The 22764-nt window shown below is 35.6% G+C and carries 25 protein-coding genes; 21 read left to right on the plus strand and 4 right to left on the minus strand.

What is annotated here, in order from left to right; translation table 11 throughout:
* Positions 1-5 precede the first annotated feature (5 nt).
* Both ACYQ3X_RS09100 and ACYQ3X_RS09105 read left to right on the plus strand, forming a co-directional pair.
* Positions 6-122, plus strand: coding sequence for a DUF4160 domain-containing protein (locus tag ACYQ3X_RS09100; RefSeq protein WP_460181705.1), 117 nt, complete (start codon positions 6-8; stop codon positions 120-122).
* A complete protein-coding gene (locus tag ACYQ3X_RS09105) occupies positions 82-348 on the plus strand; it encodes a DUF2442 domain-containing protein (protein WP_460181706.1) in 267 nt (88 codons plus the stop codon). Before ACYQ3X_RS09100 ends, ACYQ3X_RS09105 begins: the two co-directional genes overlap by 41 nt.
* Positions 349-566: 218 nt before the next feature.
* Here the strand turns inward: ACYQ3X_RS09105 and ACYQ3X_RS09110 are convergent, their stop codons facing one another.
* Positions 567-689 carry a hypothetical protein gene (locus ACYQ3X_RS09110; RefSeq protein ID WP_460181498.1) on the minus strand — a complete coding sequence of 41 codons (123 nt, stop codon included), beginning with the start codon at positions 687-689 and terminating at the stop codon, positions 567-569.
* Here ACYQ3X_RS09110 and ACYQ3X_RS09115 point away from each other — a divergent pair, their 5' ends adjacent.
* From ACYQ3X_RS09115 to ACYQ3X_RS09185, 15 genes are all read left to right on the plus strand, one after another.
* The gene (locus tag ACYQ3X_RS09115; protein WP_460181499.1) at positions 690-1085 is read left to right on the plus strand and encodes an SHOCT domain-containing protein; all 396 of its coding nucleotides are present in this window, start codon (positions 690-692) and stop codon (positions 1083-1085) included.
* Positions 1086-1114: 29 nt separating this feature from the next.
* Positions 1115-3082: a hypothetical protein gene (locus ACYQ3X_RS09120; RefSeq protein WP_460181500.1), complete on the plus strand. Its 1968-nt coding sequence runs from the start codon at positions 1115-1117 to the stop codon at positions 3080-3082.
* A 13-nt stretch (positions 3083-3095) separates the two neighbouring features.
* Positions 3096-4136: a hypothetical protein gene (locus ACYQ3X_RS09125; protein ID WP_460181501.1), complete on the plus strand. Its 1041-nt coding sequence runs from the start codon at positions 3096-3098 to the stop codon at positions 4134-4136.
* A gap of 405 nt (positions 4137-4541) precedes the next feature.
* Entirely contained in the window at positions 4542-5366 is an 825-nt protein-coding gene (gene nifH, locus ACYQ3X_RS09130; RefSeq protein ID WP_460181502.1) for a nitrogenase iron protein, read from the plus strand.
* An 11-nt stretch (positions 5367-5377) separates the two neighbouring features.
* Positions 5378-6817: a nitrogenase molybdenum-iron protein alpha chain gene (nifD, locus tag ACYQ3X_RS09135; RefSeq protein ID WP_460181503.1), complete on the plus strand. Its 1440-nt coding sequence runs from the start codon at positions 5378-5380 to the stop codon at positions 6815-6817.
* Positions 6814-8325 carry a nitrogenase molybdenum-iron protein subunit beta gene (gene nifK / locus ACYQ3X_RS09140; protein WP_460181504.1) on the plus strand — a complete coding sequence of 504 codons (1512 nt, stop codon included), beginning with the start codon at positions 6814-6816 and terminating at the stop codon, positions 8323-8325. Before nifD ends, nifK begins: the two co-directional genes overlap by 4 nt.
* Before the next feature lie 9 nt (positions 8326-8334).
* Positions 8335-10881: a nitrogenase iron-molybdenum cofactor biosynthesis protein NifE gene (gene nifE / locus ACYQ3X_RS09145; protein ID WP_460181505.1), complete on the plus strand. Its 2547-nt coding sequence runs from the start codon at positions 8335-8337 to the stop codon at positions 10879-10881.
* Positions 10881-11285 carry a nitrogen fixation protein NifX gene (gene nifX, locus ACYQ3X_RS09150; protein ID WP_460181506.1) on the plus strand — a complete coding sequence of 135 codons (405 nt, stop codon included), beginning with the start codon at positions 10881-10883 and terminating at the stop codon, positions 11283-11285. Before nifE ends, nifX begins: the two co-directional genes overlap by 1 nt.
* On the plus strand, positions 11282-11599 hold the full coding sequence (locus ACYQ3X_RS09155) for a P-II family nitrogen regulator (RefSeq protein WP_460181507.1): 318 nt from the start codon (positions 11282-11284) through the stop codon (positions 11597-11599). The genes nifX and ACYQ3X_RS09155 overlap by 4 nt, the downstream gene beginning before the upstream one ends.
* Positions 11596-12012, plus strand: coding sequence for a P-II family nitrogen regulator (locus ACYQ3X_RS09160; RefSeq protein WP_460181508.1), 417 nt, complete (start codon positions 11596-11598; stop codon positions 12010-12012). Before ACYQ3X_RS09155 ends, ACYQ3X_RS09160 begins: the two co-directional genes overlap by 4 nt.
* Positions 11993-12877 (plus strand): radical SAM protein, encoded by an 885-nt coding sequence (locus ACYQ3X_RS09165; RefSeq protein ID WP_460181509.1) that lies wholly within the window; start codon positions 11993-11995, stop codon positions 12875-12877. The genes ACYQ3X_RS09160 and ACYQ3X_RS09165 overlap by 20 nt, the downstream gene beginning before the upstream one ends.
* Positions 12878-13166: 289 nt before the next feature.
* Positions 13167-14555: a methyl-accepting chemotaxis protein gene (locus tag ACYQ3X_RS09170; protein WP_460181510.1), complete on the plus strand. Its 1389-nt coding sequence runs from the start codon at positions 13167-13169 to the stop codon at positions 14553-14555.
* A gap of 431 nt (positions 14556-14986) precedes the next feature.
* A complete protein-coding gene (locus ACYQ3X_RS09175) occupies positions 14987-15820 on the plus strand; it encodes a hypothetical protein (protein ID WP_460181511.1) in 834 nt (277 codons plus the stop codon).
* A gap of 11 nt (positions 15821-15831) precedes the next feature.
* On the plus strand, positions 15832-17136 hold the full coding sequence (locus ACYQ3X_RS09180; RefSeq protein ID WP_460181512.1) for an ammonium transporter: 1305 nt from the start codon (positions 15832-15834) through the stop codon (positions 17134-17136).
* 14 nt (positions 17137-17150) lie between these two features.
* Positions 17151-17489, plus strand: coding sequence for a P-II family nitrogen regulator (locus ACYQ3X_RS09185; protein WP_460181513.1), 339 nt, complete (start codon positions 17151-17153; stop codon positions 17487-17489).
* A gap of 29 nt (positions 17490-17518) precedes the next feature.
* Here ACYQ3X_RS09185 and ACYQ3X_RS09190 read toward each other — a convergent pair whose 3' ends face one another.
* Positions 17519-17947 (minus strand): putative toxin-antitoxin system toxin component, PIN family, encoded by a 429-nt coding sequence (locus ACYQ3X_RS09190; RefSeq protein ID WP_460181514.1) that lies wholly within the window; start codon positions 17945-17947, stop codon positions 17519-17521.
* Positions 17904-18155 carry a ribbon-helix-helix protein, CopG family gene (locus ACYQ3X_RS09195; protein WP_460181515.1) on the minus strand — a complete coding sequence of 84 codons (252 nt, stop codon included), beginning with the start codon at positions 18153-18155 and terminating at the stop codon, positions 17904-17906. Before ACYQ3X_RS09195 ends, ACYQ3X_RS09190 begins: the two co-directional genes overlap by 44 nt.
* A gap of 209 nt (positions 18156-18364) precedes the next feature.
* Between ACYQ3X_RS09195 and ppcA the strand changes: the two genes are divergently transcribed.
* The 4 genes from ppcA to ACYQ3X_RS09215 all read left to right on the plus strand — a co-directional run bounded on the left by ppcA (position 18365) and on the right by ACYQ3X_RS09215 (position 22432).
* Positions 18365-19864 carry a phosphoenolpyruvate carboxylase gene (gene ppcA, locus ACYQ3X_RS09200; protein WP_460181516.1) on the plus strand — a complete coding sequence of 500 codons (1500 nt, stop codon included), beginning with the start codon at positions 18365-18367 and terminating at the stop codon, positions 19862-19864.
* 77 nt (positions 19865-19941) lie between these two features.
* Positions 19942-20109: a hypothetical protein gene (locus ACYQ3X_RS09205; protein ID WP_460181517.1), complete on the plus strand. Its 168-nt coding sequence runs from the start codon at positions 19942-19944 to the stop codon at positions 20107-20109.
* 114 nt (positions 20110-20223) lie between these two features.
* The gene (locus ACYQ3X_RS09210) at positions 20224-21759 is read left to right on the plus strand and encodes a sigma-54 interaction domain-containing protein (RefSeq protein WP_460181518.1); all 1536 of its coding nucleotides are present in this window, start codon (positions 20224-20226) and stop codon (positions 21757-21759) included.
* Positions 21743-22432: a type 1 glutamine amidotransferase gene (locus tag ACYQ3X_RS09215; RefSeq protein ID WP_460181519.1), complete on the plus strand. Its 690-nt coding sequence runs from the start codon at positions 21743-21745 to the stop codon at positions 22430-22432. Before ACYQ3X_RS09210 ends, ACYQ3X_RS09215 begins: the two co-directional genes overlap by 17 nt.
* 102 nt (positions 22433-22534) lie before the next feature.
* Here the strand turns inward: ACYQ3X_RS09215 and ACYQ3X_RS09220 are convergent, their stop codons facing one another.
* Positions 22535-22705, minus strand: coding sequence for an aldehyde ferredoxin oxidoreductase C-terminal domain-containing protein (locus ACYQ3X_RS09220; RefSeq protein WP_460181707.1), 171 nt, complete (start codon positions 22703-22705; stop codon positions 22535-22537).
* Between the last annotated feature and the right edge of the window lie 59 nt (positions 22706-22764).

The raw sequence follows: 22764 nt of genomic DNA on the forward strand, positions 1-22764 counted from the left end.
CTGAAATAGAACTTGCAAAAAATTTTAATCTTTCAAGAAAACAATTGAAAGAAATTGAAGATATTTTGGAGAAACATTATGATGAAATCAAAAACGCCTGGTACGAATGGTTTAAAAGTTGAGGTAACTAATATATCAAGCCATGGCATATGGTTATTAACAGGAGATAGAGAGTTATTTTTATCGTATGAAGATTTTCCATGGTTTAAAGATGTCCCTATTAAAAAAATATTAAATGTTGAAGAGATTGCACCAGGACATTTTTACTGGCCTGACCTTGATGTGGATTTAAGTATTGAAATTATTGAAAATCCTGACAGATTTCCTTTAAAAGCTAAATTTAAATAAACCCTTGAACTTGCTACCTATGCAGACAGTAATGTGAATTTTACCTTGAATATTTTTGGGCAGGATGGTAATCTTTAAGAAATGTTTTAATTATCAAATTAAGGAGGATAGAAAATCCCTGGTTTTCCTGAATTAATAGTAATTTTTTATCTTATCGCAATAGTCTTCTGGATTGCAGGGATTGTGGTTGCAGTCATGATAAAGATGAAAAAGACTTTTTATATTCTTTTTGCTGTGTTGTCTTTGCCTGCCTTAATGTTTTTAAACAGAATAGTGAGCATCTTTTTAATTAAAACTGAGATAGTATCAACCTTTGAAACCAGCGTAATTGCATTTACCATATGAAAGAAAAACCTAAAATAGCCTCTGTTAGACCATCTCCTCTTGCATCAAAAATAACGATTGTAATGCTTGTAATATTTCTATTTTTTGGACTTGCTATAATGTTCGATGCTCCTGATGAGACTCCTTTTGCCCTTTTCCGTATTATCTGGATTATTGCATGTATTGGAGGTATCATATATTCAATTAAAAATCTTTCAACCTATTCAGATTCAAAGAAAACGAGGATCCCTTTCACTGCTACAGATGTAGTGGAGATAGATGAAAGTGATAAACCAGAGAGAATAGATTTTGAGACAAAACTCAGAAAACTGGAGGCATTGAGAAAAGATGGACTGATTACTGATGAAGAATACAGACAAAAGCGTAAGGAGATTATGGATGAGAAGTGGTAAACAGAGATAAAAAAACAAGGAGGACTATTTTGAATAAGAAGATGCTCATATGGTTTTGTATGGTGCTATGTATAGTCGCAGCAATTGGTTCTAAAAAGGCATTTTCTTCAGAGCCTGTGATAATTACTGCAGATGGTGAATATGTGATGGGTAATGGAGAGACGATGGAGGTTGCAGAGGAAAGGGCAAAAAAGGCAGCAATGCAGAAAGCAGCAGAGCAGGCTGGTGCATATGTAAAAAGCTATACAAAGGTTAAAAATCTTGCTCTTGAAAGTGATGTTATTGAAGTTATTGCCAATCATTCAATGAAAGTGGAAGTCATTGAAAAGAAAAAAACAGTTCTCGGTGATGTAGATGCAATAAGGTTTTATGTAAAAATAAAAGCAACCATGACCCAGGAAGAGATAGAGGCAAATTTTAAAAAAATAAGTCAGGATCAAAGCATTGTGGAGTCATATAAAAGGTTGAAGGAATATGTTGAAAAACAGAACAAAGAAATAACAAAACTTAAACGACAGCTTGAACTTGCAACTGCTGGAGATAAACAAAAAATAGCGAAACTTATTTCTGAAGAAGAGAAAAAATACAAGGCAAGTCTATGGCTTGAAAGAGCTCAGAATGTTTACAATGAAGAGGAACAGCTTAAAGCTTATAAAAAAGCATTGGAACTCAATCCAGAACTTGTTCAGGCTTATGCTGGCATTGGTGAAACATTAAGCAGAACTGAAAGTAAAGAAACACTGAAAGAGGCAATTCAAAATCTTGACAAAGCAATTTCTATGGATGAAAACTATGCTCAAGCCTATGCATTAAGAGCTGAAATATTGTATAAATTAAAATGGTTAGAATATTATTCAGAGAAATTAAATATAAGCGAAGAAAAGGATTATAATGCAAGGATTTTGAAGGATATAAGCAGGGCATTAGCTTTAAACGCTCCAAAGAAAGGAGATTTATATTATCTCAGGGCTTCAATATATCTGGATGAACTTCAAAATGCTGAATTAGAAAGGTCTCAATCCGAAATAATTGAACAGTATCTAATCAAAGCATTAAATGAAATAGAGAACGCAAGAGGGCTTTGTAAAGAGAAAGATTCTGAGTGTTTGAGTAAATATTACGAGAGAAAGGTAAAAGCTTATAATCTTGCAAGAAATTACTGGATTAGACAAAACAATCTTGATAAAGAAAAACAGTATGATGAACTCATAAATGAATCAAAGTTAAAAGCTAATGAATTAAAACTACAGGCTGAAAAATTGCAGGAACAGAAGGAAGAAGAATTGCTAACAGAACTTAAAAAAGAATCAGGAGGCAGTCTATCAGAATTTGCCAAAATAGATAACTATCTTAATGGAAGTGGATGGAGAGAAAAGATTTCGGAAAATGTTACAGGATTAACAAGAAAAGAAATTGAAAAAATGAGCAAAGAAGAGCAGGACAAAATTTTTGAAAAAATAGTATCAAACATTAAACAAAAAATTTCAAAAGGTATAGCCTCTGCTGAAGAATACATTTTTATGTCTCATGTAGAAGCAAGCAGGCAATATTTTGAAAAAGGTATTGAACTTATTGAAAAAAGAAAACCTGAAGGAATAGATGCGCTTTTACTGGTTCACTTTTATAGTGTTGAATCTGCTTCTTTTTCTGGTGACATTCTAAATTACTTAAACAAAGCAAAATTAGTTGTGGATGAAAACCTTCCTGAGGCACAAAATGCATTGAGCTTAAATGAATTTATCTTCCTGATTTCTGAAATCAATAATGCAAAAAATGATTCTGCAATGCTTAATTTTGTTAAAAAACTTGCTAGACTTAATAAACAGCAGGCAGAAGCTTTCTTTTGGTTCATGTTTGCATCCCAAATTTCACAGCAAAAAGCAGAGATATACGAAAGACTGGATTTGCCCCAAAAGGCAAGAGAGGAATATCTATATTTATGCAATACTTTCAAAGATGATAGTGCATGCAAAAATGCTGAAAGATTAAAAAAATAAAAGGAGCAGAACAATGAAAAAAAATTTAATTGTAATTATATTTTTCCTGCTGATTTTATCTCCCTCCCTAATATTTGTAGATAAAGGGCATTTCTGGTGGAATAGGGATGCAGAAGTAAGTGAGGATTCTCAGAGGGCAATAATATTTCACAACAAAAAAGAAGAGGTATTAATTCTTGGGACAGAATTGAAAGCAAGTAAAAAAACAGGAGTTTTAGAATTTATTCCCTTTCCCTCAGAACCAGAGGTAAGCCTTGCTAAGGGAAGTCCGTTTGAAGTGATAAATAAACTTTTGAGAGTAAAAAGGATAGAGTTTGAAGCTCTTTACAAAGGTGGTGCAAGTGCTGAGCCTGTGGAGATAAAACTGAGTCAGAAAATAGGCCTTCACGATGTAACAGTGATTAAGATAAATGACATAAATGGATTTAACAGCTGGGTCATAGATTTTCTTGATAAAAAAGGAATTAAAAAGATTGAAATCAAAGCCCTTAAGAATTTTTCAGCTATTGCCGAAGATTATATAAAAAGGGGGATTAAATACTTTGTGTTTGATTATGTAGAAGTAAATAACACACAACAGTTTATTGAACCTTTAATTTACAGATTTAAATCAGACAAACTTTATTATCCCTTAAAAACCTCAAACATTATTGGAGGAGTTGGGAAAGTAGAGCTCGTGCTCATACTCCCGGGAAGTCTTGGAATAAATGAGAATGAAAGAGTAAAGATAATTGAAGCATTTCCAGCGCGTAAGCCCGAATTAAGCAGTTCTTCAAAGGTTTATCTCAAAGAACTCAAGCCAGTTTATGAAAAGGTAGAAGAGATTTTCACTGAAAAAGACAAAATTTACCTTCAGATGCTTCGTTATGAAGGAGGGTATGAGTTCAGAGAGGACATTAATATTGACATATCTAATATTGCTCCCTATGCAAGGAAGATAGAAAGAAGCTGGGGCTGGGATAATGAACTTAATTTTCTTGATAATTTTACACTTGATGAGCTCAATGATTATTTTGAGGCACATCCAGAGTTGAGAAAAAAGAGTTATAAGTAATGGAGGCTGTTCAATAAGAATAATACATTATTTTGTCATCCCGAGGCAAAGGCGAGGAATCTCTTCCTTAATGTAGAAAACAAGCAGGAAATTGCCACATCCGACTTCGCCAGGCTTGGACAGTGTTGCTGAGAAGAGATTTCCGAGCCTGCAGAAGGTTAGCGGATTGAGGCATCTCTTCCGATTATTTTGGCATAGGAAGGGAAGAGACAGTGACTATTTTTTAAAAAACAGAGTTTATAACAAAATTTCAAAAAACTTTACAAATTTGTTGAGTTCTACAAAATTGTCATTTGTCTTTCAAAAAAAGCCTATAAATTTCAAGCACTTACAATCTGGCATAGATTTCGCTTTTTATAAAAATAAAGTTATTTAGTTTTGAAATCAATAAGCAGGAGGTTAAAGATGAGACAGATTGCCATTTATGGGAAGGGTGGAATAGGTAAATCTACTACAACTCAGAATACTGTGGCTGCTCTTGCAGAAGCAGGATACAAATGCATGATTGTGGGTTGTGATCCTAAGGCAGATGCAACAAGGCTTATACTTCACAAGAAAAGCCAGGCAACAGTAATGGATCTTGCCAGAGAGAGAGGAGCTGTAGAGGGTCTTGAGCTTGATGAAGTTCTGCTTGAAGGATTTAAAGGTGTTAAGTGTGTTGAATCCGGAGGTCCTGAACCTGGCGTTGGCTGTGCTGGAAGAGGTGTAATTACAGCAATCAATTTTCTTGAAGAAAATGGTGCTTATAGTTCTGATCTTGACTTTGTTTTTTATGATGTTCTTGGTGATGTTGTATGCGGTGGTTTTGCAATGCCAATAAGAGAAGGCAAGGCAAAGGAGATATATATAGTAACTTCTGGTGAGATGATGGCAATATATGCGGCAAATAATATATCCAGAGGAATTCTCAAGTATGCCCAAAGCGGAGGTGTTAGACTTGGAGGAATTATATGTAACTCAAGAAAGGTGGACAAAGAATACGAGCTTGTTTCAGAGTTTGCTGAAAGACTTGGGACTCAACTACTTCACTTTATTCCAAGAGATAATATAGTTCAGAAGGCAGAGCTTAATCGTATGACAGTGGTAGAGTATGCGCCTGAACATCCTCAGGCTGATGAATACAGAACACTGGCAAAAAAAATGGCGGAAAATAGAAACTTATACATCCCAACACCACTTACAATGGATGAGCTTGAGGAATTACTTGCAAAATATGGATTTTTAGACTGATGGAGGGGAAAATGATGAAAATAATTGAGCAGGATACGGAAAGATTAATAAAAGAGGTTCTTGAGGTTTATCCTGAAAAGACAAAAAAAGAAAGAAAAAGGCATTTAATTTCAAATGATCCTGAATGTACACCTGCTACCTGTCAGTTAAACTCAAATGTAAAGAGCAGACCAGGTGTAATGACTTCCAGAGGATGTGCCTTTGCAGGTTCAAAGGGAGTTGTATGGGGACCAATAAAAGACATGGTGCATATAAGTCATGGTCCTGTTGGTTGTGGACAGTACAGCTGGTGGTCAAGAAGAAACTATTACAACGGAATAACAGGAATAAATTCCTTTGGAACAATGCACATAACATCTGATTTTCAAGAAAATGACATTGTTTTCGGAGGAGACAAAAAGCTTGAACAACTTTGCAGAGAAATAAAGGAGATGTTTCCTCTCGCAAAGGGTATAACCATTCAATGTGAATGTCCTGTCGGTCTTATAGGAGATGACATTGAGTCTGTGGCAAGAAAAATGACAAAGGAACTTGGTATTCCTGTGATACCTGTTCGTTGCGAGGGTTTCAGGGGAATAAGTCAGTCTCTTGGGCATCACATTGCCAATGATAGCATCAGAGACTGGGTTCTGGAAAAAGTAAAGGGAATCCTGAATAAGGAAACTCCCTATGATGTTTTAATTCTTGGTGACTATAACATTGGCGGTGAGGCTTGGGCTTCAAGAAAGATTCTTGAGGAAATGGGGTTAAGGGTTATTGCACAGATTCCCGGTGATTGCACACTCAATGAATTAACAATGCTACAAAGGGCTAAGCTGATTCTTGTTCACTGCTACAGGTCAACGAACTACATTGCCCGATATCTTGAAGAAAACTTTGGAATTCCCTGGATAGAGTATAACTTTTTTGGACCAACAAAGATTTACGAAAGTATGCGAAAAATAGCAAAGCATTTTGATGATTATATCATGGAAAAAACAGAGAAAACTATAGAAAAATATAGACCTCTTATGGATAAGGTAATAGAAAAATACAGACCCAGATTGGAAGGCAAAAAAGTAATGCTGTATGTAGGAGGTTTGAGACCAAGACATATTGTTGGTGCCTATGAAGACCTTGGTATGGTTGTGATTGCTACAGGATATGAATTTGCTCACAGAGATGATTATGAAAGGACCTTTCCTCAGATGCCTAAAAATTCTCTCATCTATGATGATCCATCCCACTATGAACTTGAGAAGTTTGCTGAAGCTTTGAATCCTGATCTTGTGGGCTCAGGTATAAAGGAAAAGTATGTTTATCACAAAATGGGAATACCCTTCAGACAGATGCATTCTTGGGATTACTCAGGACCCTATCATGGATTTGATGGTTTTCCAGTTTTTGCTCGTGATATGGATATGGCTGTAAACAATCCCACATGGAAACTTATAAGGAGGAAGAGAAAATGAAAATACAAGACCATGTAGAATTATACAAAAGAAACGATTATAAAGAACTTTTTGAAAGGAAAAAGGAGTTTGAATTACCATGCTCTGAAGAAGAGGTAAATAGGATTTTGGAATACACAAAAACAGAGGAGTATAAGGAGAAAAATTTTGCCCGTAAAGCTCTAACAATAAATCCTGCAAAGGCATGCCAGCCCCTTGGTGCAGTACTTTGTGCTCTTGGATTTAAAGATACTCTGCCATTTGTGCATGGTTCTCAGGGTTGTGTTGCCTATTTCAGAAGTCATCTTAGCAGACATTTTAAAGAACCTGTTCCTGCTGTTTCAACCTCCATGACAGAGGACGCAGCGGTATTTGGAGGACTGAGGAATCTCATTGAAGGATTAGAGAATGCCTACGCCCTTTATAAGCCAAAGATGTTTGCTATTTCTACTACCTGTATGGCTGAGGTTATAGGAGATGATCTGAATGCTTTTATTAAAAAGGCAAAACAGCAGGGTGTAATACCTGATCACATTCCCACTCCTTATGCAAATACACCGAGTTTTACAGGTTCTCACATTAATGGATATGATGCCATGCTCAGAGGAATTCTAAGTTACATGACAGCAGGTTTAAAGCCATCTCAGAGTGAAAGAATTAATATAATTCCAGGTTTTGATACCTATACAGGCAACTATAGAGAGATAAAGAGAATGCTGAATCTCATGGGAGTACCTTACATAATGCTCGCTGATATAAGTGATACCCTTGACTCTCCCAATGAAGGTGTCTATGAAATGTATCCAGGAGGAACTTCTATTGAAGATGTGATCTATTCAATAAACTCTATTGCAACAGTGGCATTACAAAAATACTCCACTTATAAAACAGGTGAATTCATAAAGGAAGTGTGGAAACAGTCCATTTTAAATGTTCCTTATCCTGTGGGAATTCGTAATACAGATTTATTTCTTGATGTGATAAGCCAGCTTTCTGGAAAGCCTATCCCTGAAGAACTTATTGAGGAGAGAGGAAGGGTTGTAGATGCTATGATTGACTCCTACGCCTATATTCATGGAAAGAGAGTTGCTCTAATAGGAGATCCTGATCTTTTGTTAGGTTTGATTAGCTTCATTCTTGAACTCGGTGGAATTCCTGTTCATATAGTATGCACCAATGGTGACGAAGACTTTGAACAACAGGCATACGCAATACTTCGGAGAGAGCCTCTTTTTGGTTCGGAGGGAAAAGTTTATATTAAGAAAGATATGTGGCATTTGAGATCTCTTCTTTTCACAGAGCCTGTTGACCTGCTGATTGGAAACTCCTATTGCAAGGCTCTCTGGAAGGATACCGGAGTTCCTCTTATAAGAGTTGGATTTCCCCTATTTGATAGACATCACATGCATAGATATCCAATAGTTGGTTATTCAGGTGCTCTTAATCTCCTTACTCTTATTGTAAATACCATTCTTGATGAAATGGATAGAAACTCAAAGGATTCACCAAGTTTTGATGTAATAAGGTAGAGGTGTGAAATGATTCTGTCAACATTAAATAGCACTGCTATGATAGAAAAAAGAGACAAAATTTGTAGAGCAAGAGGTGGAGAATCATGTGCCTTTGACGGTGCTATGATTGTGTTACAGCCTATTGCAGATACAGTGCATCTTGTGCATGGTCCTATCTCATGCTGCGCAAACTCCTGGCAGACAAGGGGAACAATTTCCACAAAGGGAAATTTTCATAAAATGGGGTTTACCACAGATTTAAGTGAGCTTGATATAATTTTGGGCAGTGAAGAAAAACTCAACAGAGCTTTAGAACACATTGCACTGAAAGTCAAGCCTCAGGCTATTTTTGTGTATTCTACCTGTGTAACAGGATTGCTCGGTGAGGACATAGAAAGAATATGCCTTAATGCAGCGGAAAGACTGAAAATTGATGTGATTCCTGTTAATGCTCCAGGATTTGTGGGACCCAAAAATTTAGGAAATCGCATAGCTGGAGATATTCTTCTTAAATATGTTATAGGAAGAGAAGAACCTCCCCATACTACAGAAAGAGATATAAATATCATAGGTGAATACAATATAGCTGGAGACCAGTTTTTTATTGAACCTTTAGTTGAAGAATCAGGGTTCAGGATTCTCTCAAGAATTACAGGAAACTCCACCTTAAGAGAGATAAAATGGGCTCACAGGGCAAGACTTAATGTAGTTGTATGTAGTAGAGCTCTTGTAAATGTAGCCATAGAGATGGAGAAAAGATACAGTATTCCCTTTGTGGAGGTTTCCTTTTTTAGTAAAACAGAGATTGCCCGTGCTTTGAGAAAGATTGCCTATGCCTTTGCCGATAATAAATATATTGAAAAAGTAGAAAGGCTGATTGAAAGGGAAGAAAGGAAGCTTGATTATAATCTTTTAGCATATCAGCATATAAGAGGTAAAAGAGCAGTTTTATACACAGGAGGCGTTAAATCATGGTCAATGATTTCTACATTAAAAGACCTTGGATTAGAGGTTGTTGCAGTAGGGTTAAAAAAGAGCACTCATGAAGATGAGTTAAAAATAAAGGAACTGGTAGATGTGGACTGTCAGCTTTTTGAAGATACCTCCCCTGCAAATATTTTAAGGATAATGAAGGAAAAGAGGGCTGATATTCTTATTGCAGGAGGAAGGAATCAGTATCTTGCTATAAAAGAGGGTTTCCCCTTTGTTGATGTAAATCAGGAAAGACACAGAGCTTATGCAGGATACAAAGGTTTGATTAATCTTGCAGAGGATATAAGCCGAGTGTTGAAATTTTATTCTTCTCAGAGAAATGTAAAGCCATTGATAACAGAGAGTAAAGCAAGTTCCTTTATTGATCCTTTAAAAAATTCTCCCTTTATAGGTGCTGTGATGGCTTTGCAAGGAGTGGACAGAACCATGCCTATCCTTCATGCTGCACAGGGATGTAATTTTTTGGGTAAAGTTTTACTTATAAAGCACTTCAGAGAGCCTATATCAATGACAAGCTCTAAACTATTTACAGAAGAAGTGGTAATGGGTGGAAAGGAAAAGCTTATAAAAGTCGTTGAGAATTTTGCTCAAAAAGGAGCAAAAATTTTGGCATTGATAACAGGTGCTCTTTCACATATGAGAGGAGAGGACATTGAAGAAGTTGTAAACCTTTTCAAAAACAGTGATTTTAAAGTCTTGCATATACCTCTTCCCGATTATGAAGGAGGAATGCAGTGGGGATACAAAGAGACAGTGTCAAGGCTTTTAAATTTGATTCCTTTTTCAACTGTAAAAAAGAAAGCTGGACAGATAAATATAATTGCTGGAGGACATCTTACTCCTGCAGATTTTGCTGAACTTAAGGAAATTGTTAAATCATTTGGACTTAAACCCATAATTCTGCCAGATCTTTCTTTTCTTGAAGGAAGCAGGGATTTTCCCAGTATAACAAAAGGCGGAACAGCTTTAGAAGAAGTTGGGCAGATGGGATCATCAGAATTTACAGTTGTTATAGGAAATAGCCTTGCAGTAGCAGGTGAAATAATTAAGAAGAAAACTGGAACAGACTTTAAAGTTATCGGAAGTCTCTGTGGTATCAGGGCAAATGACGAGTTTATGGAAATTCTGTCTTCAATAAGCGGACAAAAAATTCCTGAGAGATTCTTAAGAGAAAGAAGAATACTGATAGATACAATGAGAGATGCTCATTTTGAGCTTACAGGCAAGACAGTGGCTATGGCTTTAGAATCAGATATGGCACTTCATTTATCTAGTCTTATTTGTGAAATGGGGATGGCAATTAAGTTTGTGGTAGTTCCTGAAAAATCTGAGGATATTACATCATTACCAGCTGAACAGGTTATTGTTGGTAGTCTTTCTAATCTTAATGAGAACTATGATTTACTAATTTCAAACAGTCATGCAAAAGAAAAGGCAAAGACACTTAGAGTGCCTTTGTATGAAATGGGATTTCCTGTATACAGGACCTTTGGTTACACCCATAAGGTAACAATTGGTTATAGAGGAAGTTTGAATATTGTCTGTGATATGGTTAATTTATTAGCAAGGGAGGTGCACTGATGAAAGTAGCCTTTGCATCTACAGATGGGGTAACTGTAAATGAACATTTCGGAAGATGTGGACAGTTTGTTGTATATGAAATTGATGAAGATGGTTACAAATTTCTGGAGATTAGAAAATTCTCTGAAGGCAGAGACACTAAAATTGAAGAAAGCAGAGATAATCCTGAACTTCATAATGGTTATGTTTGGGATAAGGTTAATGCTTTATCAGATTGCTGTATTATTTACATGACAGAAATTGGACCGCCTTCAGCAGCAAGGCTTTCACAAAAAGGCATGATGCCATTAAAAGTAAAGGAGGGGACTTTATTGGAAGAATGCCTGGAGCGACTTTATTCAGTTCTTAAAACATCGCCACCTCCGTGGCTAAAAAAATTAATAAAAAAGGAGGAAAAACCATGAAAATGATTAGAGCATTTATAAGACCAGAGAAAGAACAGGAAGTGGTGCTTGCTCTGGAAGGAGCCGGATTTCCATCTCTTACAAAGATGCCAGTTTTTGGTAGGGGAAAACAGAAGGGACTTCAGGTAGGACCTGTTCATTATGATGAACTTCCAAAAACATTGCTCATGATGGTTGTAGAGGATGAGGATGTGGAAAAGGTAATCAAAATAATTATGGACAAGGCTCGCACAGGATTTATAGGAGATGGCAAGATATTTATAAGCCCTGTAGATAAAGCCTTTACAATCAGAACAGGGGAGGAGAAACTATGAAAGAGATTATTGCTATAATAAGAAGAGATAAAACACCTGAGACAAAGAAAGCACTGGAAGAAATAGGTTTTGCCTCTTTAACTCTTCAGGCAGTTGAAGGAAGAGGCAAACAAAGAGGAGATACCTGCATTGAGCTTGATTCAGATTTACCAGAAAGCTTTTGCACTACTGTTAGACTTAAGGCTACTCCATCAACATATGCACTTGAGCATACTCTATCAAAGGTTGCTCTTTTTGTCCCGAAAAAGATGCTAACCATTGTAGCCCCAGATGAATTGATAGAGCCTATATTAAACAAAATAATGGAAGTAAATAGAACAGGTAAACACGGAGATGGGAAAATTTTTGTGTGCCCTGTGGAAGGAGCAATGAGAATTAGAACGGGTGAGGAAAATGAAAAAGCGATTCCCTGATTTGAAAACATTAGAAAGACATCCCTGTTTTAATGTGGAAGCTCATCATAAATTTGGAAGAATTCATCTTCCTGTTGCCCCTTTTTGCAATATCCATTGTAGATACTGTGACAGGAAATATGACTGTGTTAATGAGTCAAGACCCGGAGTATCAAGCAGAATTGTCAACCCAGATGAAGGTATACAGAGAGTGAGAGTGGCTATGGATAGGGGTAAAAACATTTCTGTAATTGGAGTAGCAGGTCCTGGAGATCCTTTAGCAAACAATTCAACTTTTGAGTTTTTTGAAATGGTGAAACAAGAGTTTTCAGAGGTAATGCTTTGCCTTTCCACTAATGGACTTTATCTACCTGAAAAACTCTCGCTCATAAAGAATCTGGGGATAAGAACAATTACAATAACCATCAATGCTGCAACAGAAGAGACTGCTCAAAAGATATACTCCTGGGTATCCTATGGAGGTGAAGTCTACAGAGAAAGAGATGCTGCAGAGTGTCTTTTATGCAATCAATGGAAAGGTTTAAGAAAAGCAGTTAAAGAAGGTTTTGCTGTAAAGGTAAATACAGTTTTAATCCCCACAGTAAATGAAGAGGAGATTCCTTTAATTGCATGGCTTGCAGGAGTTTTTGGTGCAACAACTATGAATATAATACCGCTTATTCCGCAGGCTGAATTCAAGCATTTGCAGAGACCTTCATATGAGATGCTCCAGAGAATAAGAGAAAATTGTTCTCATTATATCCATCAGATAACGCATTGCAAACACTGCAGGGCAGATGCTTATGGAGTTCTTGGAGAGGACAAAGACATTGAGCTTGAGTTGTTAAATGCAAAAATAGGGGAAGTTTATTGTGAATATGTTTAGGTAGATGTATTGCCTATTTATTTACTTGAAAAGATTTTAAAAGTAAAGAAATTCTGGATACTTTGCTTGCTATTCCTAATTGTTATGTGTTCAATACTAACAGGTTACTATCTCATAGTTAACAGATATTCAAGGAGAAATGCCTGATGGGAAGGACAATCCAAAGTATTGTTGCTTGACGAACCGTTTTCAGCTGGTGTAAAAAAATCTTACAAAATTGTAATAATCAGACAAAATTGTAGAGAAGCTCTTTAGATAACTTTTTGAAATTATTAAGGATTCAGATGGCATGCAAATTGAGATACTATCAGTAAAAATTTTCTGGAGGGATGACATGATTGCAATATTTAAAAATTTATTTATCAAAAAAAACAATGGACAGTTAAATGGTAAAACATTTGATGGGAACAAAAACATTTTTATGAAAAAGGTTATAGAGAATTCTATAAAACTTGTTGATCTTGCACCACTGATTAACAGGGAGTCGGAAAATTTAAATGAAGGGACAAGACAGCTTGAAAAAGAAGTAGTTGGAATATCAAGAGAGATGACATCAGTAAACGAAATAGTAAAAGATGTATCCTCTTATGCAAAGGAAAATGTAAAAAGAGTGAGTATTGTTAATGAAAGTATTAATCATACAAAAAAAGGGCTTTTAGAGACGGAACAGAGCATGCTTTCTGTTAAAAAGTTTGTAGATGAACTTGTAGCAGCAACAAAAGAAATATCCGATGCAATCAGTGTAATATCATCTCTTGTCAAAACTATAAAGGAAATTGCAGATAAAACAAGACTTCTGTCTTTTAATGCTGCAATTGAAGCAGCTCGGGCAGGAGAACATGGAAGAGGATTTTCCGTTGTAGCACAGGAAGTTGGTGCGCTTGCCAATGCAACAATGAAAGCTACAAAGGACGTAACAGCAAAAACAAAGGGGATATTTTCGCTTGTTGATAAAATAAAAGAAAAGACCCTATACATAGAAACTCATGTTAAAAACACCTATACTCTTGTATGTTCAAATAGAGATAAGATAGAAGCACTTGATTCTCCAATAGAAGAACTTGCTATAAATGCAGAAAAATTAAACGATGTTTCAGTTAATCTGGAAGATACAGTGCATGCTCTGGATAATTCAGTTTCTGTGCTTTCTGATTTTGTAAAAAGGGCTTCTCTTTCTTCTTCAAATCTGAAAAGATATGCTGATATGCTTCATTCTCTATCAGAGGAGCAAATTCTCTCAGTAGGAAAGGCTAGGACTGATATTCATGAATATGCAAAAGAAATAGTGGAAATGGCTGCCTCATCTTTGGAGTTAAACTCAATGCATAGAAGCTCAATTGAAAATTATTTAAGAGCCCTGATTCAGCAATACGATATGTTTGAACTCCTATATGTTACCAATGATCGTGGTGTTCAGATTACTGATAACATTGGGAGAGGAGATTTCAAAGCCCAATATGGTTCAACAGGTTATGGTGAAAACTGGTCAAACAGAATATGGTTTACTCAGGTAAAAGAAAGGCTTTCAACTTATATTTCAGATATCTATATATCTGTGGCAACAGATTCTTATTGTTTCACTGTCTCTGCACCCATTTTTGATGAAAGAGGCAAGCTGATTGGTGTTTTAGGTGCAGATATTGATTTAAGAAAAATTATAGAAAATGGCAACCATTAATTTTTTATTTTCATATTTGTTTTTCCAGACTTTTTTGTCATTCCTCACCTGCAAAGTAGGTGGGGAATCTCTTTCCGATTTTTTCCAAAACAAAAACACTCAGAGATTCTTCTCACGCCCTCAGGGTGCTTTGATGACACTTTCTATCAGCAATTTTAGAAAAGCTTCCATGTGATGCCGAGGTATAATTAGCCGAGTTTTTTATTTTCTGTCATTCATAATAAAAAATGTTACGGAATTTAAAAAAACTTATTTAGTGACTATTTTTTAAAAAACAGAGTTTATAACAAAATTTCAAAAAACTTTACAAATTTGTTGAGTTCTACAAAATTGTCATTTGTCTTTCAAAAAAAGCCTATAAATTTCAAGCACTTACAATCTGGCATAGATTTCGCTTTTTATAAAAGTAAAAATTAAATGGAGGTGCTGTTATGAAAAGTTTTAAGTATTTGGTGATGGTTTTAGTTTTTTTGATGTCTGTCTCCCTGGTTAAAGCAGAAGAGGTAAAAAAGGAAGAGCCGAAGCAGGAAGACAGGGTTACTGGTAGTGTTTCTGTGGGTGCTTACAACAGGTATATTTTTCGTGGTTATGAGTTGAGTTCTAAAAGCGTTGTTATTCAGCCTTCTATTACTCTATCTTACAAAGGGTTTTCTCTCAATTACTGGGGTAATATTGACAGTGATGAGCATGCTACGCAGTCATTTGTTCCTGACAGGACTGGAAGAAAAAGTTTTAATGAATCTGACTTAACCTTGAGTTATACTTACACAATTGACAAACTATCTCTCACAGGTGGTTACATTTATTACGGAACAAAGTATACGGATGAGACAGAGGAAGTCTTTCTGAGTGCAAGCTATGATATAATATCAAAGCCGACTCTTACTATTTACCGTGACATTTCAACTTATCCTGGCACTTACTTTAATCTGAGCTTTTCGCACTCCTTTGAGGTTTACAAAGACATTACTCTTGACCTTGCAGCATCCTTTGGTTATTTCAAAGGTGATGACTCTTACTGGAGAACCTATGAAAGTAGCACAGGTGACTACACTGGCAAAAAATACAATGCCTTTCATGATGGAAAAATTCAGGCAGGACTTACAATTCCTGTGATGAAAAATTTAACAATTCAACCTATCATTCAGTACTGGTTTCCACTTTCAAGCAAGGCAAAAAGAATCGTGGACGGAAATCCATACAATCCAAATGGACATCTTGATGATACCTGGGTAACAGGAATTAACATTACATTTAGTTTTTAAGGAGGAATAAGATGAAAAAGTTAGTGAGTATATTCATACTAATAATGATGATTTTATCAATTTCAGCAAATTTAGTATTTGCTGAGAATGCTCAGGCTGAGCCTCAACCAAAGCTTGATACAGGTGATACAGCATGGATGATTGTAGCAACTGCTCTTGTTATGCTTATGACAGTTCCTGGACTTGCATTGTTTTACGGTGGACTGGCAAAGAAAAAGGATGTTCTTAACACAATTGCAATGAGCTTTGTGACCTATTGCCTTGTTAGTTTTCTATGGGTGTTTTACGGATACAGTCTTGCATTTTCAGGCGATATGGCAGGAATAATCGGCTATCTTGATAAGGCATTTTTATCAGGTGTTAAAGTGGATTCTCTTCAGGGAACTATACCTGAGGTTTTATTCTCCATATTCCAGCTTACTTTTGCTGCAATTACTGTTGCTTTGATAAGTGGTGCATACATTGAAAGAATGAAGTTTTCAGCATGGGTAATTTTTTCAATTCTATGGATGAGCTTTGTTTATGTTCCTGTTGCACACTGGGTATGGGGTGGTGGGTTTCTTGCAAAGATGGGTGCCCTTGATTTTGCAGGTGGAACAGTTGTTCATATAAATGCTGGTATAGCAGCTTTAGTTGGAGTGCTTATTCTTGGTAAAAGAAAAAATACTCTTCTTGTGCCAAACAATCTTACTCTGGTAGCAATTGGTGCAGCACTTCTGTGGTTTGGATGGTTCGGATTCAATGCAGGAAGTGCAGCTGCATCAAATGGTCTTGCTGCACAGGCTTTCATTAACACAAATACAGCAACAGCAGTGGCAGCTCTTGCATGGATGTTTACAGAATGGGCAGTAACAAAGAAGCCAACTGTGCTTGGTCTTGCCTCAGGAATGATAGCAGGTCTTGTTGCAATTACACCAGCAGCTGGATTTGTAAATATTGTTGGATCAATTGTAATTGGTGCAGTTGCAGGATTTATTTGCTACTTTAGTGTCACTGCAATGAAACCAAAGATAGGATATGATGATGCCCTTGATGTATTTGGAATTCACGGTGTTGCAGGAATACTGGGTGCAATTCTTACAGGAGTTTTTGCAGACCCTGCAATTAATGAGGCTGGTAAAGGCTTGCTTTATGGAAATCCTGGGCAACTATGGACACAGACTATAGCTGTTTTAGTAACAGTAGTTTACACAGCTATAATGACTGCGTTAATATTCTTAGTGCTCAGAATATTCATGAAGGTCAGGGTAACAGAGGAAGATGAAATTACAGGGCTTGATGCATCTCAGCACAGTGAAAGAGCATATAACCTATAAAAAGGAGGAATGAGATGAAAAAGATTGAGGCAATAATTAAACCTTTTAAATTTGAAGAAGTGAAAGAAGCCCTTGTTTTAGTAGGTATTCAGGGAATGACAGTGACTGATGTAAAGGGTTTTGGCAGGCAGAAAGGTCATGTTGAGATTTATAGAGGCAGTGAGCTTGAGGTGCTATTTATACCAAAGATAAAAATTGAAGTTGTTGTGCCTGATAGCCTTGTTGAAAAAGTAATCAATGTCATAATGGAAAAGGCTTATACAGGCAGTGTTGGTGATGGAAAGATATTTATTATTCCTGTTGAAGATGCTGTGAGAATAAGAACAAAAGAAAAGGGTGAACATGCTATATGATAAAATCGGCAGGGACTTTCCTGCCGATTTTATTTGAAAATATTTAAAAATTCAGCTGGAGTTAGTATTTTTATATCCATATATTTTTTGATCTTTATTAATTCTTTGTCACCAGAGACTAAGTATTTTGCTTGTAATTTTACTGCACATTCAATAAATTTATTATCAGAAGGATCCCTTGCAACTATATTTAGTTTAGGTGTCTGTGTTGTGAAAATTAAATTGAACCCGCTTCTAAAAAGATTAAGAAGTTCTTGAAGCTCAATCTCATCTTTGAGCCCTATTCTCTGAAGAACATCTATATACTCCTCCAAAATTGATGAAGACAGACAAAGTGTAATTTTGCCTTCTTTCCATAAATCAATAATCCTGCGAGGTTTGCCACCAAAGAAAGAAGATACAAATACATTAGTGTCAATTACGACTCTCACTTCTATGATCTCGTATGGCTTTTTCAATTAATTCAGGAGTAACACTTTTGGATTTTAATTTTACTCCTATTCTATTCCATAATTTATCAATATATTTTTCAATATCTCTCTCTTTAATGTACTGTTCAATTAATTCTCTTAATTTTTCACTTGTTGTTTTACCCTCCATTCTTGCGATCCTGGCAAATTTTCTTTTTGTTTTTTTATCAACCTTTATTATTAATTGTTCTGTCATAATCCCTCCTTTTTTTTATATTTTATATACACAATTATACATTTATCCTCTTTAATTTTCAAATCAGGGAGCGATTCATGAGAGTTTCCCTTTATGCTATAATTTTATATCATGAAAAAGTTTCAAAAACTCACAGAAATTTGTCATAAATTTAACATACCACTTATCTATAACTTAGGAATTTTGGTTATAATTGAAGTTGAAGGATTATGAATGTATTAGAAAGAAAAATTCCAAGAGTTATGTCCACGCAACATCCAGACAATGTTAATATCCCCTTTTTTGCTGAAACATCAGACATGTCAGGAGAGGATGAAATTCAGGAAGCCTATTACGCCTTTTCTCATCTTGGTTGTTGTGAACAGATGTGGGACAGTGAAGGGAAAGAAGTGGATAATTACGTGGTGAAAAAACTTCTTACCAAATACCCTCATTTCTTCAAACAAAAAAGATTAGGTAGAGATGTTTTCCTTACATTAAGAGTTCCAAACCCGGCTGTAGAAAAAGATGAGGCTAAGATTTTGCTTGAAACTCTTGAAAGCATTCCACGATCAATGGACGTGGCTAAAATTTTTTATGGTGATGATAGTTTTCCGCCTGTTTTTGAAGTAATTCTTCCTCTTACAACAAATGCTCCAGAATTAAATAGAATTTATTACTTCTATAAAAATTTTCTCATTGAAAGACAACACAGACAAATTTTTGATGGTGATATAACTCTTGCCGAATGGATAGGTAGATTTTTACCAGAAAGCATTAATGTAATTCCTTTGTTTGAAGATATAGAAACAATGCTTAGATGTGATCAGATAGTTTCCGATTATCTTAAAAACAAGGACTTTACTTATCAAAGAGTTTTTTTAGCTCGCTCTGATCCTGCTATGAATTATGGTGTGATTAGTGCTATTCTCGGGAATAAAATTGCATTGAAAAAATTAGAAAAACTATCAAAAGAAAGAGACATTGAAATATATCCAATATTAGGTGCGGGTTCACCTCCCTTTAGAGGTAATTTGACTCCCTATACAGTAGATAAAGTGCTTTCCGAGTATTCTTCAGTGGAAACTTTTACTGTTCAGTCTGCTTTTAAATTTGACAATCCTGTAGAAGATGTTATTGAGGGAATTAGAAAACTTAAAAACTTTACTCGCTATCCTCTTAAAGATTTTGATGAAAAATTTGCTCTTTTAATGATAGAAAAAACATCAAGAGAGTATAAAAAAAGTATAGAGACTATAGCTCCATTGATTAATGAAATTTCTAATTTTGTGCCTAAAAGGAGAATGAGAAAACTTCATGCAGGACTTTTTGGATATTCAAGGAGCATTGGTGGAGTAAGGCTTCCAAGGGTTATTGGTTTTTGTTGTTCCTGTTACTCCATTGGACTTCCTCCTGAACTTATAGGTTTGAGTGCTCTTTCAGAAGAAGAAATTATCGGAATAAAAGATATTTACAGAAATATTGTCCTTGACTTATCAATAGCAATGCAATACTTTAATCCAAAATGCCTTGATTTATTGCCAGCTGAATCTAAAAAAAGCTTATTAAGTTCCATAGAGCTTATCAATGCTCTCAATCTTTCTTATGAGCCCAATTTAAATCATAGAGATATAACATCACAAATAATAAAGATAATTAAAAACGGACTAAAACAACCTTTAAATGACCTTATTATTGAGGCAGCCTACATACGAAGGTTTCTTGGATAGTTCTTTATAAATTTTATCTTTTTTAGTTTTTAAATCAGCTACTCTTTCTGAGATATTCCCTTGATTATATTTATATTATGAAAAAATTTGAAAAACTCTCAGAAATTTGCAGTAAATTTAATATAGCACTTATCTATACCTTTGGTTCACAGAAGGACAATTATGAAATGCAAATTCTAAGAAAATATTCTGATGTTAAATATTTATTTGACAGATATTTTGAAGAGGCTCTTGAAGGGTATTAAATAAATGTTAAACAAACAGTTCATACTTCAAAAATAAGTACTAATCTTAATTTCTTGACCGCAGGTGATTCAAATGTTATAATAGTTTATCGGCAATCATTTGCCGTTTATAGTATGAATAAAAGTGAAAACATAGAATTAAAAGCATTATTTGAAGTTAGCAGGGTTTTAACTTCATCCTTTGACCTTGAGAAAAATCTTCACTCTGTGCTTGAGATTTTATCAAAACAGCTTGATATGCGAAGAGGAAGTATTTTTATCTTTGATAAAAAAACAGAGGAAATCAGCATTGTGGCTGCCTATGGACTTACTCAGGAAGAGATTAGCAGAGGCAAATATAAAGTAGGAGAAGGTATTGTCGGTAAAGTAATAGAGACAGGATTGCCGATGTTTATTCCTGACATTGAAAAGGAGCCTCAGTTTCTCAATAAAACAGGAAGCAGACCAGATAAAAGAGGCATTTCCTTTCTTTGTGTTCCGATAAAAATTGAGGATGAAATTCTTGGCGTTGTCTCTGCTGATAGAATCTATGCAGATGAAAGAGGAGAAGTGGATGATGACCTCCGAGTTCTTTCAATAGTTGCATCCCTTATTGCTCAGTTTCTGAAGCTATGGGAGAGTTATAAGGTCATGGAAGATGAGAATCTTCTGCTGAGAGCACAACTTAAAGACAGATACAACTTTCCCAATCTTGTAGGACAATCACCCTCTTTTCAGGCAGTACTTAAAACAGTTATGAAAGTTGCAGGAACAGACGCCACAGTGTTACTTTTTGGAGAATCTGGAACAGGTAAAGAGCTTATTGCAAAGACAATTCATTTTCAGAGTAAAAGATCAAAGGGACCTTTTGTAGCAATAAACTGTGCAGCAATTCCTGAAAACCTTCTTGAAGCAGAGCTTTTTGGCTCTGAAAAAGGAGCATTTACAGGTGCTGTAAAAAGAATTGGCAAATTTGAACAGGCAAATGGAGGCACAATTTTCCTTGATGAAGTTGGCGAGTTACCTATTTCACTTCAACCAAAATTATTAAGAGTGCTTCAGGAAAGAACAGTTGAGCCTCTTGGTTCAACAAAAACAGTGAAGGTTGATGTAAGACTCATCTCAGCCACAAATAAAGATCTTTCAGAGGAGATAAGAAAAGGAACTTTCAGAGAAGACCTTTTCTGGAGGCTTAATGTCATACCCATATATATTCCACCATTAAGAGAAAGAAGAGAAGACATTCCTTTGCTTATTGAGCATTATCTTAAAAGTTTTTGCAAGATTTATAAAAAATCTGTCTCAATAGATGAAGAAGCATTAAAGGTGCTTGTTTCCTATGACTGGCCTGGAAATGTGAGAGAAGTTGCCAATACCATAGAGAGGCTTGTTGTAATGACTGAGAGCAATAAGATAAAACTCTATGACCTTCCTGATACTGTGAGAGGAGTATTAAAAATAAAATCCTCTTTTTCTGGACAACGCAAGCTTCCTAAAGAGGTTGAAGAACTTGAAAGAATACGCATCATAGATACTCTTCCAAAATTTAATTATAATATAAGAAAAACAGCTCATGCTCTGGGTCTTACTGAAAGGCAACTCAACTACAGAATAAAAAAATATGGAATTTTAATAAAGAAAGGAGTAAATCTCAATGATAGCGATAATTAAAAATATTAAATCAGAAGGACCAGGAAGCATAGAGAACTATTTGATTGAAAACTCAATCCCCTATAAAATTTTTGAAGCAGAAGAAGGGCAATTGCCTTCAACTCTTGAAGACTTTACAGGTTTAATAGTTATGGGCGGACCAATGGGTGTTTATGAGATGGATATTTATCCCCATCTAAAAGTGGTTTCAAGACTTATAAGAGAGGCAATAAACAGAAATTTGAAAGTTCTGGGAATATGTCTTGGTGCTCAATTAATTGCCCATACGCTTGGAGCAAGGGTTTATAAAGGACATGGTGAAGAAATTGGCTGGCATGACATAGAGCTTACTGCAGATGGTTTAAGAGACCCCTTAATGATTGCTCTTGCAAAGCATCCATCAGTTGGTGATGTATGGAGAAAATTTAAGGTCTTTCACTGGCATGGAGACACCTTTAATTTACCAGTGGGTGCGGTTCATCTTGCAAAATCATTCCTTTATGAAAATCAGGCATTCAAATACAGGGAAAATGTCTATGCCTTACAGTTTCATATTGAGGTAACGAGACAACTTCTTGAAGAATGGTTTGAAGACCATCCATTAAGAGAAAAAATCCTAAATGAAGCAGAAAAAATAAACACAGAATACTTCCAGCGTGCAAGAAATTTTTACAAAGCCTTCTTTGAGAAATAAATTCGTATAGCCTTAGGAACCAAAAAAACAGCTAAATTCTCTATCGGCAATTTTAAGTAATCTTATCCAGTCCAAGCTCCTTTAGTTTTGCCTCTGTGGGCTTTATTGTTTTGGGGTCCAGCTTCTTTTTTTGTAATACTGTGTGAGCATCTCACGGAAAATTTCTTTATCAAGCACAGCACTTTTTTTAGGTCCTATGGTGAGGGCATCTTCAAAAAAGCGGTCAGGTAGCCAGTTACCATCACGACGAAAACATTCACGGTAGTTGAATATCTTTTAAAGATTAAAAACTCTTTCCCCTGCTTTAAGAAATGACGCTGAAATAAACCTTC

This window comes from Thermodesulfovibrio sp. TK110, assembly GCF_054658355.1.

Bases quoted from the DNA above. Each gene is read 5' to 3' on its own strand.
- ACYQ3X_RS09185 (WP_460181513.1), top strand. From the start codon at position 17,151: ATGAAAAAGATTGAGGCAATAATTAAACCTTTTAAATTTGAAGAAGTG.
- nifD (WP_460181503.1), top strand. From the start codon at position 5,378: ATGATGAAAATAATTGAGCAGGATACGGAAAGATTAATAAAAGAGGTT.
- ACYQ3X_RS09175 (WP_460181511.1), top strand. From the start codon at position 14,987: ATGAAAAGTTTTAAGTATTTGGTGATGGTTTTAGTTTTTTTGATGTCT.
- ACYQ3X_RS09105 (WP_460181706.1), top strand. From the start codon at position 82: ATGAAATCAAAAACGCCTGGTACGAATGGTTTAAAAGTTGAGGTAACT.
- ACYQ3X_RS09125 (WP_460181501.1), top strand. From the start codon at position 3,096: ATGAAAAAAAATTTAATTGTAATTATATTTTTCCTGCTGATTTTATCT.
- ACYQ3X_RS09160 (WP_460181508.1), top strand. From the start codon at position 11,596: ATGAAAGAGATTATTGCTATAATAAGAAGAGATAAAACACCTGAGACA.
- ACYQ3X_RS09110 (WP_460181498.1), bottom strand. From the start codon at position 689: ATGGTAAATGCAATTACGCTGGTTTCAAAGGTTGATACTATCTCAGTT.
- ACYQ3X_RS09155 (WP_460181507.1), top strand. From the start codon at position 11,282: ATGAAAATGATTAGAGCATTTATAAGACCAGAGAAAGAACAGGAAGTG.
- nifH (WP_460181502.1), top strand. From the start codon at position 4,542: ATGAGACAGATTGCCATTTATGGGAAGGGTGGAATAGGTAAATCTACT.
- ACYQ3X_RS09165 (WP_460181509.1), top strand. From the start codon at position 11,993: ATGAAAAAGCGATTCCCTGATTTGAAAACATTAGAAAGACATCCCTGT.
- ACYQ3X_RS09210 (WP_460181518.1), top strand. From the start codon at position 20,224: ATGAATAAAAGTGAAAACATAGAATTAAAAGCATTATTTGAAGTTAGC.
- nifX (WP_460181506.1), top strand. From the start codon at position 10,881: ATGAAAGTAGCCTTTGCATCTACAGATGGGGTAACTGTAAATGAACAT.
- ACYQ3X_RS09215 (WP_460181519.1), top strand. From the start codon at position 21,743: ATGATAGCGATAATTAAAAATATTAAATCAGAAGGACCAGGAAGCATA.
- nifK (WP_460181504.1), top strand. From the start codon at position 6,814: ATGAAAATACAAGACCATGTAGAATTATACAAAAGAAACGATTATAAA.
- ACYQ3X_RS09170 (WP_460181510.1), top strand. From the start codon at position 13,167: ATGCAAATTGAGATACTATCAGTAAAAATTTTCTGGAGGGATGACATG.
- ppcA (WP_460181516.1), top strand. From the start codon at position 18,365: ATGAATGTATTAGAAAGAAAAATTCCAAGAGTTATGTCCACGCAACAT.
- ACYQ3X_RS09205 (WP_460181517.1), top strand. From the start codon at position 19,942: ATGAAAAAATTTGAAAAACTCTCAGAAATTTGCAGTAAATTTAATATA.
- ACYQ3X_RS09180 (WP_460181512.1), top strand. From the start codon at position 15,832: ATGAAAAAGTTAGTGAGTATATTCATACTAATAATGATGATTTTATCA.
- ACYQ3X_RS09115 (WP_460181499.1), top strand. From the start codon at position 690: ATGAAAGAAAAACCTAAAATAGCCTCTGTTAGACCATCTCCTCTTGCA.
- ACYQ3X_RS09195 (WP_460181515.1), bottom strand. From the start codon at position 18,155: ATGACAGAACAATTAATAATAAAGGTTGATAAAAAAACAAAAAGAAAA.
- nifE (WP_460181505.1), top strand. From the start codon at position 8,335: ATGATTCTGTCAACATTAAATAGCACTGCTATGATAGAAAAAAGAGAC.